The 14,587-nt window shown below is 41.0% G+C and carries 16 protein-coding genes and 1 pseudogene; 11 read left to right on the top strand and 6 right to left on the bottom strand.

Annotated features, from left to right (window positions below; translation table 11 throughout):
- Positions 1 to 256 (top strand): IS3 family transposase (locus FYJ52_RS09740; protein ID WP_154577032.1); only part of this gene is annotated, 256 nt, incomplete at its 5' end.
- A 2-nt stretch (positions 257 to 258) separates the two neighbouring features.
- A pseudogene (locus tag FYJ52_RS10355) lies at positions 259 to 498 on the top strand (IS3 family transposase); the annotation flags it as partial.
- 81 nt (positions 499 to 579) lie between these two features.
- Here FYJ52_RS10355 and FYJ52_RS09730 read toward each other — a convergent pair.
- Complete coding sequence (locus FYJ52_RS09730) at positions 580 to 1,053, bottom strand: EutP/PduV family microcompartment system protein (protein ID WP_154577030.1); 474 nt, start codon at positions 1,051 to 1,053, stop codon at positions 580 to 582.
- A gap of 2 nt (positions 1,054 to 1,055) precedes the next feature.
- Complete coding sequence (locus FYJ52_RS09725; RefSeq protein WP_154577029.1) at positions 1,056 to 1,424, bottom strand: BMC domain-containing protein; 369 nt, start codon at positions 1,422 to 1,424, stop codon at positions 1,056 to 1,058.
- A 166-nt stretch (positions 1,425 to 1,590) separates the two neighbouring features.
- On the opposite strand from FYJ52_RS09725, the gene prmA reads away from it, so the two are divergent.
- The 5 genes from prmA (at position 1,591) to FYJ52_RS09700 (ending at position 6,308) form a co-directional block, all read left to right on the top strand.
- The gene (gene prmA, locus FYJ52_RS09720) at positions 1,591 to 2,538 is read left to right on the top strand and encodes a 50S ribosomal protein L11 methyltransferase (protein ID WP_154577028.1); all 948 of its coding nucleotides are present in this window, start codon (positions 1,591 to 1,593) and stop codon (positions 2,536 to 2,538) included.
- Positions 2,538 to 3,272 carry an RsmE family RNA methyltransferase gene (locus tag FYJ52_RS09715; protein WP_205960830.1) on the top strand — a complete coding sequence of 245 codons (735 nt, stop codon included), beginning with the start codon at positions 2,538 to 2,540 and terminating at the stop codon, positions 3,270 to 3,272. The genes prmA and FYJ52_RS09715 overlap by 1 nt, the downstream gene beginning before the upstream one ends.
- Positions 3,273 to 3,280: 8 nt before the next feature.
- The gene (mtaB, locus tag FYJ52_RS09710) at positions 3,281 to 4,597 is read left to right on the top strand and encodes a tRNA (N(6)-L-threonylcarbamoyladenosine(37)-C(2))-methylthiotransferase MtaB (protein ID WP_154577026.1); all 1,317 of its coding nucleotides are present in this window, start codon (positions 3,281 to 3,283) and stop codon (positions 4,595 to 4,597) included.
- A 16-nt stretch (positions 4,598 to 4,613) separates the two neighbouring features.
- Positions 4,614 to 4,958 (top strand): histidine triad nucleotide-binding protein, encoded by a 345-nt coding sequence (locus FYJ52_RS09705; RefSeq protein ID WP_328598806.1) that lies wholly within the window; start codon positions 4,614 to 4,616, stop codon positions 4,956 to 4,958.
- A 153-nt stretch (positions 4,959 to 5,111) separates the two neighbouring features.
- Positions 5,112 to 6,308 carry a MaoC family dehydratase gene (locus FYJ52_RS09700; RefSeq protein WP_154577025.1) on the top strand — a complete coding sequence of 399 codons (1,197 nt, stop codon included), beginning with the start codon at positions 5,112 to 5,114 and terminating at the stop codon, positions 6,306 to 6,308.
- A gap of 7 nt (positions 6,309 to 6,315) precedes the next feature.
- Here FYJ52_RS09700 and FYJ52_RS09695 read toward each other — a convergent pair whose 3' ends face one another.
- The 4 genes from FYJ52_RS09695 to FYJ52_RS09680 all read right to left on the bottom strand — a co-directional run bounded on the left by FYJ52_RS09695 (position 6,316) and on the right by FYJ52_RS09680 (position 9,957).
- Positions 6,316 to 7,335 (bottom strand): VWA domain-containing protein, encoded by a 1,020-nt coding sequence (locus FYJ52_RS09695; protein WP_205960829.1) that lies wholly within the window; start codon positions 7,333 to 7,335, stop codon positions 6,316 to 6,318.
- Between the two features lie 70 nt (positions 7,336 to 7,405).
- Positions 7,406 to 8,242 (bottom strand): AAA family ATPase, encoded by an 837-nt coding sequence (locus FYJ52_RS09690; protein ID WP_154577023.1) that lies wholly within the window; start codon positions 8,240 to 8,242, stop codon positions 7,406 to 7,408.
- 74 nt (positions 8,243 to 8,316) lie between these two features.
- Positions 8,317 to 9,675, bottom strand: coding sequence for a PFL family protein (locus FYJ52_RS09685; RefSeq protein ID WP_154577022.1), 1,359 nt, complete (start codon positions 9,673 to 9,675; stop codon positions 8,317 to 8,319).
- Between the two features lie 12 nt (positions 9,676 to 9,687).
- On the bottom strand, positions 9,688 to 9,957 hold the full coding sequence (locus FYJ52_RS09680) for an ACT domain-containing protein (RefSeq protein WP_154577021.1): 270 nt from the start codon (positions 9,955 to 9,957) through the stop codon (positions 9,688 to 9,690).
- A gap of 336 nt (positions 9,958 to 10,293) precedes the next feature.
- Here FYJ52_RS09680 and FYJ52_RS09675 point away from each other — a divergent pair, with 336 nt between their 5' ends.
- The 4 genes from FYJ52_RS09675 (at position 10,294) to tpiA (ending at position 14,420) form a co-directional block, all read left to right on the top strand.
- Entirely contained in the window at positions 10,294 to 11,343 is a 1,050-nt protein-coding gene (locus FYJ52_RS09675) for a sugar-binding transcriptional regulator (protein ID WP_154577020.1), read from the top strand.
- A gap of 25 nt (positions 11,344 to 11,368) precedes the next feature.
- A complete protein-coding gene (gap, locus tag FYJ52_RS09670) occupies positions 11,369 to 12,382 on the top strand; it encodes a type I glyceraldehyde-3-phosphate dehydrogenase (RefSeq protein WP_154577019.1) in 1,014 nt (337 codons plus the stop codon).
- A gap of 90 nt (positions 12,383 to 12,472) precedes the next feature.
- A complete protein-coding gene (locus tag FYJ52_RS09665; RefSeq protein ID WP_154577018.1) occupies positions 12,473 to 13,660 on the top strand; it encodes a phosphoglycerate kinase in 1,188 nt (395 codons plus the stop codon).
- A 19-nt stretch (positions 13,661 to 13,679) separates the two neighbouring features.
- Positions 13,680 to 14,420 carry a triose-phosphate isomerase gene (tpiA, locus tag FYJ52_RS09660; RefSeq protein ID WP_154577017.1) on the top strand — a complete coding sequence of 247 codons (741 nt, stop codon included), beginning with the start codon at positions 13,680 to 13,682 and terminating at the stop codon, positions 14,418 to 14,420.
- Positions 14,421 to 14,587: the final 167 nt, after the last annotated feature.

The raw sequence follows: 14,587 nt of genomic DNA, 5'->3' as shown, positions 1-14,587 counted from the left end.
CAAACGGAATGCAGCGCTTTCCGAGAGAATCAGAGCTATTTTTGAAGACCATCACGGAACGTACGGCGTCCGAAGGATCTATCATGAGTTGGTGAATCAAGGCCATAAGGTCAATCATAAAAGAGTCCAGAGACTGATGCACCAGATGAGACTCTGCGGCAAACGTCCGAAGGAAAAATATCATTCCTATATAGGGACTGTTGGGAAGATTGCTGACAATATTATTGACAGAGATTTCAGCACAAAAGCACCTTAAGAGAGCACGGAATTATTCAGTCAATGTCCAGAAAAGGAAACTGTTATGACAACTGCATCATGGGAACCTTCTTCGGACGATTAAAAAACGAAATATATTATGGCGAGGAAAAGAAATATAAATCATTTGAAGTGTTCAGCAAAGCGATAAAAAAATATATGCAGTATTACAACAACAAGCGGATTCAGAAAAAAACAAACTGGATGCCGCCTGTAAAGTACAGGTTAGCATCCAGTTGTTAAGCAAAGCCGCTAATTAATGTGTCCAGGATTCTGGGTACATATCAATTTTAACATGTTGCGGTTTTATTTTAATTAAAATAATTATGAAAAATCCCGACCATCGAGATTCACATATCGATGAATTTCCTCAGATAAGACTTCCAGGCCTTCACCTGTGTAGGAAGATATTTCAAAAATTTTGCTGTTTGGAATGCCAGCGTACTGTAGATAGTGGCGGCTTCTTGCGCGATCACCATCTTCGCGGTCAATTTTTGTTACAACACCAATGGCGGGCAAATTAAACATGGTAATAAAATTCGGTCGAATTGAATTTTGTGTATCGATGCAGGAACTGACCATGATAATAAGCGAAGCGTCTAAGGATACAGATACAGCCTGATGGGCGAAAATCGACATTTCAATAAACTCCCCAGGGGTATCAATGAAATTGTCGGTGTAAGTCACCTGCTGTGTTTTTGCGTAATTTAACTCTTTTTTCTGCAGGGCCTGCATCAACGTTGTCTTTCCACTTCTAATTCGGCCCATTAAAGCAACGCGGTTTTTATTACTAGCCATATTTACGAATGTGTAATATGATCAGGCGCATCAAAACCGAGGGTATTGCGTAGGAAATTGATAATTTCCCGCACTGCAGAATTGACATCGCTGATTTTTCCTGTAATGACCAAAGAGCCGCTAAATCGATCGAGAAAACCGATTTGAACGTCAGCTGCTTTCGTTCCAACATCGGCAGAGATGATCGCGGCCTCGCTTGGTGTAATGGTCAGGATACCGATGGCGTCATCGCGGTCAGATTCCAGCCCTAATTTAACGTAAACATCGTGTTTGGGATTTGCAATCACGTGGGCCAGTGTCACTTGTTTGCCAGGGACATATTCCTGAATAGAACGGGAAATGCCCTCTCTATCTTTATCTAAACTAGGCATAGCTCTTTCTCCTTAATATTTAATGTATTTATTTTACCATATTTTATAAAGAAAAGGATAAAATGACGGATATTTGCTGAGAAAGAACAAAATACTGACGCTTGGAAGTGACAAGTTTTTTTCTTCTGGTATAATATAGCAAAGATTGAAAGGGAGCATTTACCAAATGGATTGGAAAGCAACAGAAATCATTGTTAAACGAGAAGCGGAAGATGCGGTTACGAATATATTATATGAGGCTGGCTTAAAAGGGACGGCCATCGAATCAGTTGAAAATTTAATAGCTGTTCAGGACGATCCAACAATCAATTATTTTGATCAGAAAATTTTGGATTTTGATCCCAAGATTTCTAAGATTACGGGATACTTGCCAGATAATGACGATTTTGATCAAAAATTAGATCAAATCAAAAGCGGTATTGATCAAATTCGTCAATTTGGGCTTGATCCAGGACAATATCAGATTAAAACATCGTCTGTAAAAGAAGAAGATTGGGCCACAGCTTGGCAGGCTTTTTATAAGCCGACAAAAATTGGGGATCGTGTTGTCATCGTTCCAATCTGGGAAGATTACAAACCGTCAGATCAAGAAGTCATAGTCAAAATGGATCCAGGAATGGCTTTTGGCACAGGCACCCACGAAACAACACAATTGTGTACACGTGCGCTAGATAAGTATGTAAAAGATTCTGATTGCGTTTACGATGTTGGATGCGGCTCAGGAATTTTGTCGATTATTGCAGCTAAATTAGGCGCAGCAAAAGTGGTTGGCGTAGATGTTGATCCAGTTGCCGTCGACGCCGCTTTAGCGGATGTAAAGTTAAATGATCTTCAAAATAAGGTTGAAATTAAGGAGGGAGATTTGCTTGATGTCATTCCAAAAGGTCAGCAGGCAGATCTTGTCGTCTCGAATATCCTTGCAGAAGTCATCATTCGCTTAATCGAATCCATTCGAATGTATTTAAAAGAAGACGGTTTATTTATTTCCTCTGGTATTATTGAAAAATACGTTGACGATGTTAAGGACAGCCTGATCGCACACGGCTTTGAAATACTTGAGGTCGATAATCAAGGTGAATGGTATGCTGTTGTGGCAAAGAAAAAGGGAGAATAATGCATTATTTTTTCGTATCACCAGAACAAATTAATGGTGACAAAATAGAAGTGACAGGAGAAAATTTTCATCACATGATCGATGTCTTGAGGATTGGCAAACAAGAAAAATTCGAGGTCTGTGACGGAAAAGGAAAGGATTATCTTTGTCAGATTGATGAACAGAAACCTTCTGAAAAAAGATTAACGGCGTGTATTCTTGATACTTATCCATCAGAGAACGAACTGCCCTATCGATTGGTTTTATATCAGGGCCTGGCAAAAGGGAAAAAAATGGATGAGATCATTCAAAAAGGCACAGAATTGGGCATCAGTGATTTTGTTCCATTTGAATCAAAATTTTGTGTTGTGCATTTAAAAGAAGATAAAACCATTGAAAAAAAAGTTGAACGCTGGCAAAAAATTGCAAAATCAGCGGCCCAACAGTCAAAACGCGGGCGCGTTCCGAGAGTACATCATCCGATTATGCTCTCAAATCTTGACCAACTTCACGGAAAAAGTCTTATCGCTTATGAAAATGAGCGAGACTACTCACTGAAAGCAGCTGTTCAGAAATGGGATGATCAGGTTGATCAGATCAACATATTGATTGGACCAGAGGGCGGCTTTGATGAGGAGGAAGTCAGCATATTGGAAAATATTGGTGTTGAGCGTATCTCTTTGGGAAAAAGAATATTGAGAACTGAAACAGCGGGTGTTGTGCTGTGTGCACAACTTAATTATGCGTTAGAATAAAGGACAATATGGAGAATAAAAAAAGAGTTGCTTTCTATAATTTGGGGTGTAAGGTTAATGATTTTGATACCGAATCGATGGGTGCACTTTTTCAAAATGCAGGCTATCGGATTGTTGATTTCGACAGCACGGCAGATGTCTACGTTGTGAATACCTGCACGGTAACTCATTTGGGAGATCGAAAAAGCCGACAAATTCTCAGACGGGCGAGACGGAAAAATCCTGACGCGGTGATTGTCGCAGCCGGCTGCTATGCCCAGGTTGCACCAAAAGAAGTGGCAGCGGTCGACGAAGTCGATATTATTTTAGGCACCACGCATCGCAGTAAAATTGTGGACGAGGTTGAGACTTTTTTAAAGAGGCACCAGCGCGAAATTTATGTTGAAAATGTCTGGGACAGTAAAACCTTTGAAGAACTGCCCATTGCCGAACAGCGGCATCATACACGGGCATTTATTAAAGTGCAGGATGGCTGCAATCAGTTCTGCTCCTATTGTATTATTCCATACGCAAGAGGACAGGTGCGAAGTCGACCAATCGCTTCTGTTTGTCAGGAAGTAGAAAAATTGGTTGCGGACGGTTATCAGGAATTTGTCTTTTCCGGTATTCACATTGCATCTTATGGTAAAGAATTCGATGGCTCAGTCAATTTGCTCACGCTGCTTCAGTTTGTTGCAAAAATTCCAGGTGTCAAGAGAATCCGATTAGGTTCAGTTGAGCCGTTATTAATGACCGAAGAGTTTGTAAAAAAATTATCGGAAATTCCTCAGATATGTCCGCAATTTCATTTATCCTTACAGAGCGGCTGTGACGCGACTTTAAAGCGCATGAATCGAAAGTACACAACGACACAATTTATCCAAAGTGTTCAATTTATTCGTCAATATTTTACACACCCGGCATTAACGACAGATATCATTGTTGGTTTTCCAGGAGAGACGGAAGATGAATTTGAACAAACTCTCGCTTTTGTTCAAATGATCAATTTTTACAAGATTCATGTTTTTAAATACTCTCGCCGTAAAGGGACACCGGCCTACGATTTCCCAGATCAAGTCGACGCGTCCATTCAACATGAGAGAAGCCAAAAACTGATCACATTGTCAACAGCGCAGGAAGAGGCCTTTTTACGTGAAAATGATCAGCGTGTTCAGCCGGTACTTTTTGAACAAATTCATGAAAATGGAATCATGACCGGACATACACCGAATTATATTCCGGTAGAAATGAAGGCTGACCCAGATAGTTTGGGCAAAATTAAAGAAATTATGCTACACTATCATAAAGACAGTACCAATATGTTCGGTGCTGAGATCATTCAATAAAAAAGGGGGGACGACTGTGGCAGAAGATTGTCTTTTTTGCAAAATTATCGATGGGGAAGTCCCATCAGATAAGGTGTACGAAGATGATGATATCTTAGTTTTTAAAGATATTGATCCTCAAGCACCTATTCATCTTGTCATTATTCCAAAGCAGCATTACGATTCTATACTAGCTGTTCCAGCTGGAGATCCGATCATGGGGAAAATTCAGACTGTAATCAGCCGCTTAGCGATAAAGATGGGTGTTACAGAGGATGGCTTTCGTGTAGTCAATAATTGCGGGCCATCTGGCGGACAAACTGTTCCTCATCTGCATTTCCATTTTCTAGCTGGACGCGATATGAAATGGCCTCCAGGCTGATTAGATAAAGTAACAAAAAGCACCATTAGAAAATTGAATTGCAATTCATCTGGCGCAGCAGTCTTGTTTTGACTGTTGTGCTTTTTTATTTGCATATTAATCAAAGAATTGCTGCAGACAATTAACAATAAAAAAGTGAATGGATGGAAAAGAATGATAAAAGATCGGGAATGGCAGTCGAGAATAGATGCTTTTATTAAAGAAGAAAATAAAAAGTCCGGAAAGGTTTTACCTGTTTATCGAATTTACTGCCAGGATGATAACAACCGCTTGGGCGGAGGGCTCTACAATGAAACAATAACGATCGATACGATAGGTCGGTTTGCAAGAGCATTGGGTGATTCCAATCCCCTTTACTCTGATCCCAATTACGCAAAAAAAACACGTTGGAGAGGTATCGTTGCGCCCCCGTTAATTGAAAGCTGTGTTGTTTCAACTTTTGTAAAGGGAAAATATCCTTCCGTACCTGGGATAAAAGTTTTTGATGCCGGAACGAGGTGGGAACGGTTTGTGCCGATGTTTCCCAATGATACATTTCGGGCAGAAAACAAATACCTTGGAATAAAAGAACTATCAAAAAATAAAAACGAGAGCAGAATACTGCTGCGGCAGCACGAGGTGACCTTGACAAATAATAGAAATGAACGCGCCGCCGCTTTAACAGTGCGGACAATAATGAAATGTCCTTCGCTTAATGTTTTGGAACGTTTTAGGAATCAAGGGACGCAAAACACACCAGCGAAGCGGCCTCATTATTCAAAAGAAATGCTAGAAAAACTTTATTTTAATTTAGACGGTCAATTTGACGGTCGATTCAGACGCGGTGGAGTCCCGAGATATTGGGAAGATGTTGAAGTGGGTCAATCTTTACCTGAAGAGTGGGTTGGCCCGTACGATGAGGCAGACGGCCGTTCCCTCATGGCTGCAATCGGGGTGTCGAACGCCTTTGCCACGAAATGGGGCTCTCTTAGAAAATGGCGCGCTCACGGTATCATTGATCCAGAAACTGGTGCGTATCGAGATCCCATTGATCGCCATGCTAGTGATGTAATTGCGCAAAATCAGGGCTCAAAACGAGCGATTGCTTACGGCGTTCACAATCAGGCACTCATCGCAAAGACAGTGAGTGATTGGATGGGAGACGACGGAGCGTTGAAGGTTTTAGATTGCCAATGTCGTAAAATCTTATATTATGGTGATCTTTCGATCCAAAGTGGTGTTGTGACAAAAAAATATAAGGAAGGAAAGGAATATCTTGTAAAAATAAAAATGCAGGCGGCACGTCAGGATGGCGAGGTTCATACTCAGGCTGACGCGATTGTGAGCCTGCCATCCCGAAATGCAAAATAATTGAAAATTATTTTTTCCCACTAAGTAAAAATTTAAAACCTTCTTCGAGACCTTGAAGAGTTAAATCGTACATATCGATGATATCGGCTATTTCAAAATGAGTATCGGTCCAAGCATCGTGAATCGTTGGCATGGGCGTTGGATTCAGCCAGATGGTGTGAGGAAAATGACGTTTAATTTTTTTAAGACATTCAATTCCCGGTTCACCCCCCTTGTCGGCGACCCAGTCGTATTCACTTCCGGAAAGCTCATAGGGATGCATTTCAGCATCACCGACAATAATGACGCGGTATTTATCGTTGCATTCGGCGATTAGTTCATCAAGAGAAACACCTTTTTTCATGGACAATGTCGGTTCCTTATCGATTGCAGAGTAAATACAATTGTGAAAATAAAAGGTTCTTAATTCCTTTAAATGTCGAGATGCTGTTGCCGCCTGAAAAAGTTCAGAACAGAGCCGTGCATATCCGCTCATCGATCCGCCACTGTCGATAAAAAGCAAAACACGTATATTGTTGCGGCGGGGTTTTCGGTAAACAACGTGGAGCAAACCGCCCATCCCGCAGGTTTTCTGGATAGTTTGGTCGATGTCGAACTCCAGTTCAGAAGTATCGTTTTGATTAGACAAATTACGCAAAAGTCGAAATGCCATTTGAAATTGTCTGGTATCGAGATGATTATCCTTTCGGAAATCTCTAAATTTACGTTTTCCGCGAATAGCGGTTTTTCCACCGCTTGATCCAGATCCGGGCATTTCAAGCCCAGTCGCTGCTGCATTTTCGTCTCCGCTTGTCTGCTCTGATGTGATTGCGTCGTCCTCGCGCTGCGATGCTAATTCGAGCTCTTGAATACTTTGCTGCGGGATATTTTGCAAAGATTTTGGCAATTCAGAGTGTGGCGGCAGCTCGTGAAAAAATTCTTCAAAAGCGACATCAAAAAGATCGTATTCTGATTCGTTGCGGACAACGATCGCACGGCATAGAATATAAAAACCGTGAAGGGTGTTGTGATGTAAGCCCTTTTTCATCCCTTCGAGAAGGAGTAGCCATTCGCCGATTGAAACTCTGAGACCGTGATCGCGGAGAAAATAAAAGAAATCAACGAACATGGCGGCGAATATTGGGATGGAATTCTTTTTCGACTAAGGCGATATCCTGATCTTTTTTTAATACGACTCCACTGTAAGGAAGATTCTTGCGAATTGTCGCAGGATCAACCCCACCAGCAATAAGCGCACGCAGCCAGTCAATTAGTTCAGAGGTGCTAGGGCGTTTAGAGATGTTTTTCACATCGCGGATACGATAGAAAGTATCCATTGTCTGTTTAACTAGTTCATCATCAATGTGGTCGAAGTGTGCATGGATGATTTTTTTCATTTGATCAGGGTTGGGAAATTCAATGTAATGAAAAATACATCGGCGCAAAAAAGCATCGGGAAGTTCTTTCTCCGCGTTTGAGGTAATGATAACAATGGGACGTTGTTTAGCCCGGATGGTCTGGTGTGTTTCTTTGACGTAGAATTCCATCTGATCCATTTCCCAAAGCAAATCATTGGGGAATTCTAAGTCGGCTTTATCAATCTCATCGATTAATAAAATAACCTGTTCGTTGGCCATAAAAGCTTCACCCATTTTTCCGTAATGGATGTATTGGCTGATATCGTCAACATTTTCACCAAACTGACTGTCGTATAAGCGTTGTACGACATCGTAGGTATAGAGCCCATCCTGAGCCTTCGTTGTTGATTTGATGTTCCAAATATAAAGCGGTTTGTTCATCGTTTCGGCGACAGCATGGGCGAGCATCGTTTTTCCAGTACCAGGTTCGCCTTTAACGAGAAGTGGCTTCTGCAACGTGACCGCAATATTAACAGCGTCTAATAAATCTTGTGAAGCAATATAAGATGTATTGTTTTCAAGATGTGTGTGGTCCATGGTTCCTCCAAAATAAATAATACGTATAAGAATGAATAAAAGCACCAATTGGTGCTTTTATATCCGAATTGAATTTAGTTCTTAAATGAGTGAATAGGAGCTGGTATTTTCCCCCCTCTGTTAACAAAGACAGAAGCATCAGATAGATTAACTGGCATAATAGGGGCCGAGCCGAACAAACCGCCATAAGTCACTTCGTCACCGACAGTTTTTCCAATGGCTGGAATCAATCTGCAGGCAGTTGTTTTGTTGTTCACCATACCAATTGCCGCTTCGTCGGCAATAATGGCCGAAATGGTGTCGTCAGGTGTATCACCAGGAATGGCAATCATATCAAGCCCTACAGAGCAAACGCATGTCATGGCTTCCAATTTTTCGATTGTAATGTGACCATTGCGAGCCGCATCGATCATGCCTTCGTCTTCTGAGACGGGAATAAAGGCGCCGGAAAGGCCGCCGACAGAAGTAGATGCCATAATGCCGCCTTTTTTTACTGCATCATTAAGCATAGCTAAAGCAGCAGTTGTGCCAGGTCCGCCGCAATGTTCAATGCCCATTTCTTCGATAATGCGGGCAACAGAATCGCCAATTGCCGGCGTTGGGGCGAGAGATAAATCGAGAATACCGAATGGAATGCCGAGACGGTCGGCAACTGTTGTGCCGACTAGTTGGCCGGCTCGTGTAATTTTAAATGCTGTTTTCTTAATAATTTCTGCGAGTTCATCCATGGTTGCATCTTGATTTTTTTCAAGTGCAACTTTTACAACACCAGGCCCGCTGACACCGACATGCAAAACTTTATCAGGCTGGCCAACACCGTGAAAGGCACCAGCCATAAACGGATTATCTTCGACCGCGTTGCAAAAAACGACGAGTTTTGAAGCGCCAATCGAGTCGTTGTCTTTTGTAAGTTCAGCGCATTTTTTGACAATATGTCCCATTTGTTTGACACAGTCCATATTAATCCCCGACTTTGTTGAACCAAGATTAACTGATGCGCAAACATGTTCTGTCGTAGTTAATGCTTCGGGGATGGATTGAATTAAAATGTGATCTCCTGGTGTCTCTCCTTTGGGAACTAAAGCAGAAAAGCCGCCAATGTAGTTGACACCGACAGCTTTGGCAGCCTGATCCAATGTTTTGGCAAAAGGCGCGTAATCCAAAGCATCTGTAGCGCCTGCAATTAGAGCAATCGGTGTTACGGAAATGCGTTTGTTTACGATTGGAACGCCGGTTTCAGCAGCCATTTTGTCAGCTTCTTCAACCAGATGTTCTGCTGAACGGGCAATTTTATCGTAAATCTTAGTTTGGCATTTATGTTGATCGCTGTCGATACAATCTAACAAGGAAATTCCCATTGTGGTCGTTCGGATATCGAGATTTTCCTTGTCAATCATACGAACAGTTTCGATAATATCTTTATATAAAGCCATGAAATCTCCTTATTAGATGGTGTGCATTGCGTTGAAAATATCTTCATTTTGAATTCGAATAGTCATACCAATTTCTTTCCCAACATTTTCTAATTTACCTTTCAGATCAGTAAATTTACATGTGGATTCGGAAAGATCAACTAACATGACCATTGTGAAGACATCTTGCAGAATTGTCTGGCTGATGTCCTCAATATTGATTTTATATTCTGATAAAATTTTAGAAACTCGGTAAATAATGCCAATTTTGTCCTTACCGATAACAGTTATTACAGCTCTCATGAATAAACTCCTTCAAATAATAATAAAAACATTATATTAAATAGCTGTGGGGAATACAAGTGCAGAATATTATAGATATCAATGGAATAATAGGGAACGATATTGTCCCACGATAATTTTGACTTGAGAAATAAATTGTAATATAAAAAATAAAAAAGTTAAAATTAAATCAAATTTTATCAAAAAATTTCTTAATACATCAAAAAAATCATAGCTTTAGCGAAAAATTGCTTGCTTTTAACTTTAAATTAGCTTATAATGAGCCTTGAAAGGTGGGAACAGAATTAACCATCTTTTATTTTGAGATGATCGACATAAAAACACGGGAGAATAAAGATGGCCGATAATCATTTGGAAATCAGCAGAAAATTAGTTGACCTTCAGCGGCTTGTTGTTCCAGAAATCAGTGCTTTAATCGAATTGAGGTATGATATTCTATCTACCATTAAAAGCGAAGAACCAATTGGAAGACGAAACTTGGCTTTTACACTTGATATGAGTGAAAGACAAATTCGCAATGAAATTGAGTTCCTTCAGGATCAAAAATTGATAGATGTTGAGCGGCAAGGTGTGGTGTTAACAGAGTTGGGTGACAGCATTATAGAAGATTTAAAATCGATGCTGTATACATACAATGGACTTGAACAGTTAGAAAACACATTACGTGATAAACTGAATCTAAATAAAGCGATTGTTTGTCCCGGAAATGTTGATAAAAACTATCAAGTGATCAATTTTATGGGAAAATCCGCAGCTGATTTTATCATGACAGTGCTTAAATACAAAGATGTGCTTGCATTAACTGGAGGTGCAAGTACAGCAGCTGTTGCAGAACAAATGAAAGAAGCCTTATACCCGGATGTCTATGTCATTCCAGCACGTGGCGGAATTGGTAAAAGTCACGCGACTCAAGCCAACAATGTTGTGGCTGAGATGGCTTTGAAACTGCATGCTAAATATGAATTGCTGCATTTACCAGATAATATTGATATTCATCTGCTTGACGCACTTAAAGATTATCCGGAAATCAAACGGGTTTTCGATAAGATGGAGCATATAAATGTTTTCGTTTTTGGCGTTGGGCGCGCCGATGTGCTTTCTGAATGGCGCAATGTTTCTCAGGATGAAAGGCAGGCCTTAACGAAGGCGGGCGCAGTTGGAGAAGCATTTGGATATTATTTTGATTATCAGGGCAATATATTAAAGCCATCCAGCACAATTGGTGTCGATATTGAAGATTATCGAAAAATCCCGGAAAAGATTGCAATTGCAGGGGGAATAGACAAAGCAGAGGCGATCATCGGCGTTTGCAGGCTCGAACCGGGCGTTACGTTAATTACGGATGAATCCGCAGCAAAGGAAATCGTCCGTCATTTAAATAAATGAGTATATTATTTTTAAGGAGGCAATTATGTCTGTAAAAGTTGCGATTAATGGTTTTGGTAGAATTGGACGTCTTGCATTCAGACAGATGTTCGATGCTGAAGGTTATGAAGTTGTTGCAATCAATGACTTAACAAGCCCGAAAATGTTAGCTTATCTGCTGAAATACGACACAGCTCATGGCACATATAAATATGCTGATAGTGTTGAAGCAAAAGAACATTCTATCGTTGTTAACGGTACAGAAATTGAAATCCATTCTAAACCTGACCCGTCAGAATTACCGTGGGGTGATTTGGATGTCGATGTTGTTTTGGAATGTACGGGTTTCTTCACATCAAAAGAAAAAGCAAGCGCACACTTAAAGGCTGGCGCAAAGAAAGTTGTTATCTCAGCTCCAGCAGGCAATGATCTGCCGACGATCGTCTACAACGTTAACCATGAAACATTAACACCAGACGATACAATTATTTCTGCCGCATCCTGCACAACAAACTGCTTAGCTCCTATGGCTAAGGCGTTGAACGATTTGGCTCCAATTCAGTCAGGGATTATGTGCACCATTCACGCTTACACAGGCGATCAGATGACTTTGGATGGACCGCAGAAAAAAGGCAACTTAAGAAGATCCCGCGCAGCTGCTGCAAATATTGTTCCGACTTCTTCTGGCGCTGCTAAGGCAATCGGTCTGGTTATTCCGGAATTAAACGGAAAATTAATCGGTGCTGCACAGCGTGTCCCGACTCCAGACGGATCAACTACAATTTTAACTGCTGTCGTCGATGCTAAAGTCACTGTTGACCAGGTTAACGAAGCGATGAAAGCTGCTGCAACAGAATCATTTGGCTACAATACAGATGAAATTGTTTCTTCTGATATTGTTGGTATGCGTTATGGTTCATTATTTGATGCAACTCAGACCATGGTTCTTCCGCTTGAAAATGGTACAACTGAAGTGCAGGTTGTTTCATGGTATGACAACGAAAATTCATATACCAGCCAGATGGTTAGAACCATCAAATATTTCGCAGAATTAAACTAACAACTAGTATCTAATAAATACTAAACGGTGTTAGTGGCAACGAGGGCCGTTTTTATTGCGGCCCTTATTTTTTCACAGAGGATATAAATCATGAAAAAAACGGTAGAAGATATCGATTTAAAAGGTAAAAAAGTAATCATGCGGGCGGATTTCAATGTGCCATTGAATGATGCTGGTGAAATCACGGATGATACTCGAATTGAAGCAGCATTACCAACAATCAAATACATTCTTGGACAGAATGCAGCACTGATCTTAATGAGCCATTTAGGACGACCGGCTAATGAACCTGATCCAAAATATTCTTTAGCACCGGTTGCTAAAGCATTATCTGAAAAACTCGGCCTTCAAGTTATTTTCAATGATGATGGCGAAGTGGTTGGCGATGTAACGAAAAAAGCGGCAGCTGATTTAAAACCGGGACAGGTATTACTGCTCCAAAATACAAGATTCCGTCCTGAAGAAAAGAAAAATGGCGCAGATTTCTCAAAAGATCTGGCAAGTTTAGCGGATATTTACGTTGATGACGCTTTTGGTTCCTGCCATCGCGCGCACGCTTCCACGGAAGGAATTGCAAAATATTTGCCAGCCGTTTCAGGCTTTCTGATTCAGAAGGAATTAAAGTTTATCGGTGGTGCCTTAGACAATCCACAGCATCCGTTTGTTGCGATTTTAGGCGGTGCAAAGGTTTCTGATAAAATCGGTGTTATTACCAATCTCCTCGATAAGGTTGATACACTTATTATTGGTGGCGGTATGGCTTATACTTTCTATAAAGCACAGGGCTATGAAATTGGGACATCACTGCTGGAAGAAGACAAAGTGGATTTGGCGGCCGATTTGCTGAAAAAAGCAGGTGAAAAGGGCGTAAAACTTTATTTGCCGGTTGATAACGTTGTGGCACCGGAATTTGCGGCTGATACCCAACCCACTGTTGTGAATTCAAATGCAATGCCAAGTGACCAGATGGGAATGGACATTGGACCGAAAACACGTGAACTTTTTGCTGATGTCATTAAAAGTGCGAAAACTGTTATTTGGAATGGACCAATGGGTGTTTTCGAATTCCCGACTTTTGCAGAAGGGACCAAGGCAGTCGCAAAAGCAATGGCTGAATCCGAAGCAACTACTATCATCGGCGGTGGTGATTCTGCTGCGGCGGTTAAACAAATGGGCTTTGCAGATAAAATCAGCCATATTTCCACAGGTGGTGGTGCTTCCTTAGAATTTATGGAAGGTAAAGTCTTACCTGGAATTGCGGTATTAGAAGATAAATAAAAAACGAGGAGGGAAAGTTATGTCAAGAAGACCTGTTATCGCAGGAAACTGGAAGATGAATAAAAATGTGGAAGAAACGGAAGATTTGATTAAATCTTTAATTCCATTGGTAGATGGTGCAGAAGCGGAAGTTGTTTTTGCGCCTCCTTTCATCGATTTGCCAAAAGCGGTTGAGTTAACGAAGGGTACTAATATTGGCATTGGCGCACAAAATATGTTCTACGAAGAAAAAGGTGCGTACACTGGTGAAGTTTCAGGCGAAATGTTGAAAGATCTGGGCGTGAAATACGTCATTATCGGACATAGTGAAAGACGTCAATATTTTGCCGAAACGGATGAAGGCGTCAATAAGAAAGTCATTAAGGCATTGAAGTTAGGGTTGACACCGATTATGTGCTGCGGCGAAACCCTTGAAGAACGAGAAGCCGGCGATGCAAAGAGTAAGGTCGTTGGACAGATCAGAAAAGATTTAGCTGATGTTGATGATGTAACGAAGGTCATTATCGCCTATGAACCCATTTGGGCAATTGGTACAGGCAAGACAGCTAGCAAAGAACAGGCAGACGAAGTCTGTGGCTGGATTCGCGAAACAATTACTGATATGTTTGGAGAAGCGGCAGCTGAAGCTACACGTATTCAGTACGGCGGATCTGTCAAACCCAATAATGTTAAAGAATTAATGGGTATGGAAAATATTGACGGTGCACTGGTTGGTGGTGCGAGCTTAACAGCTGACTTTGCAAAAATCGTTAAATACTAATTTTAGGTTAGTTTAAAGGACCATGTTGTAAAACATGGTCCTTTCAGACTGTAGACAAACGAGGCTCTGAGAAAATACTCAGGAGCCTCGTTTGATTTAATATCAAGCTGCAATTTGTAGATTTATAAATTGAAATCGAAATATAGGACGATTCGGTCCTGAGTGGT

It is taken from the genome of Pseudoramibacter porci (genome assembly GCF_009696145.1).
In the GTDB taxonomy this organism is placed as follows: Bacteria; Bacillota; Clostridia; order Eubacteriales; family Eubacteriaceae; genus Pseudoramibacter; species Pseudoramibacter porci.
The sequence above is the reverse complement of the archived record's forward strand: the minus strand, read 5'-3'. Positions and strand labels throughout refer to the sequence as shown.

Excerpts from the sequence above, each read along its gene's own strand:
- FYJ52_RS09730 (WP_154577030.1), bottom strand. The coding sequence starts at position 1,053 with ATGGCTAGTAATAAAAACCGCGTTGCTTTAATGGGCCGAATTAGAAGT.
- FYJ52_RS09725 (WP_154577029.1), bottom strand. The coding sequence starts at position 1,424 with ATGCCTAGTTTAGATAAAGATAGAGAGGGCATTTCCCGTTCTATTCAG.
- prmA (WP_154577028.1), top strand. The coding sequence starts at position 1,591 with ATGGATTGGAAAGCAACAGAAATCATTGTTAAACGAGAAGCGGAAGAT.
- FYJ52_RS09715 (WP_205960830.1), top strand. The coding sequence starts at position 2,538 with ATGCATTATTTTTTCGTATCACCAGAACAAATTAATGGTGACAAAATA.
- mtaB (WP_154577026.1), top strand. The coding sequence starts at position 3,281 with ATGGAGAATAAAAAAAGAGTTGCTTTCTATAATTTGGGGTGTAAGGTT.
- FYJ52_RS09700 (WP_154577025.1), top strand. The coding sequence starts at position 5,112 with ATGATAAAAGATCGGGAATGGCAGTCGAGAATAGATGCTTTTATTAAA.
- FYJ52_RS09695 (WP_205960829.1), bottom strand. The coding sequence starts at position 7,335 with ATGAAAAAGGGCTTACATCACAACACCCTTCACGGTTTTTATATTCTA.
- FYJ52_RS09690 (WP_154577023.1), bottom strand. The coding sequence starts at position 8,242 with ATGGACCACACACATCTTGAAAACAATACATCTTATATTGCTTCACAA.
- FYJ52_RS09685 (WP_154577022.1), bottom strand. The coding sequence starts at position 9,675 with ATGGCTTTATATAAAGATATTATCGAAACTGTTCGTATGATTGACAAG.
- FYJ52_RS09680 (WP_154577021.1), bottom strand. The coding sequence starts at position 9,957 with ATGAGAGCTGTAATAACTGTTATCGGTAAGGACAAAATTGGCATTATT.
- FYJ52_RS09675 (WP_154577020.1), top strand. The coding sequence starts at position 10,294 with ATGGCCGATAATCATTTGGAAATCAGCAGAAAATTAGTTGACCTTCAG.
- gap (WP_154577019.1), top strand. The coding sequence starts at position 11,369 with ATGTCTGTAAAAGTTGCGATTAATGGTTTTGGTAGAATTGGACGTCTT.
- FYJ52_RS09665 (WP_154577018.1), top strand. The coding sequence starts at position 12,473 with ATGAAAAAAACGGTAGAAGATATCGATTTAAAAGGTAAAAAAGTAATC.
- tpiA (WP_154577017.1), top strand. The coding sequence starts at position 13,680 with ATGTCAAGAAGACCTGTTATCGCAGGAAACTGGAAGATGAATAAAAAT.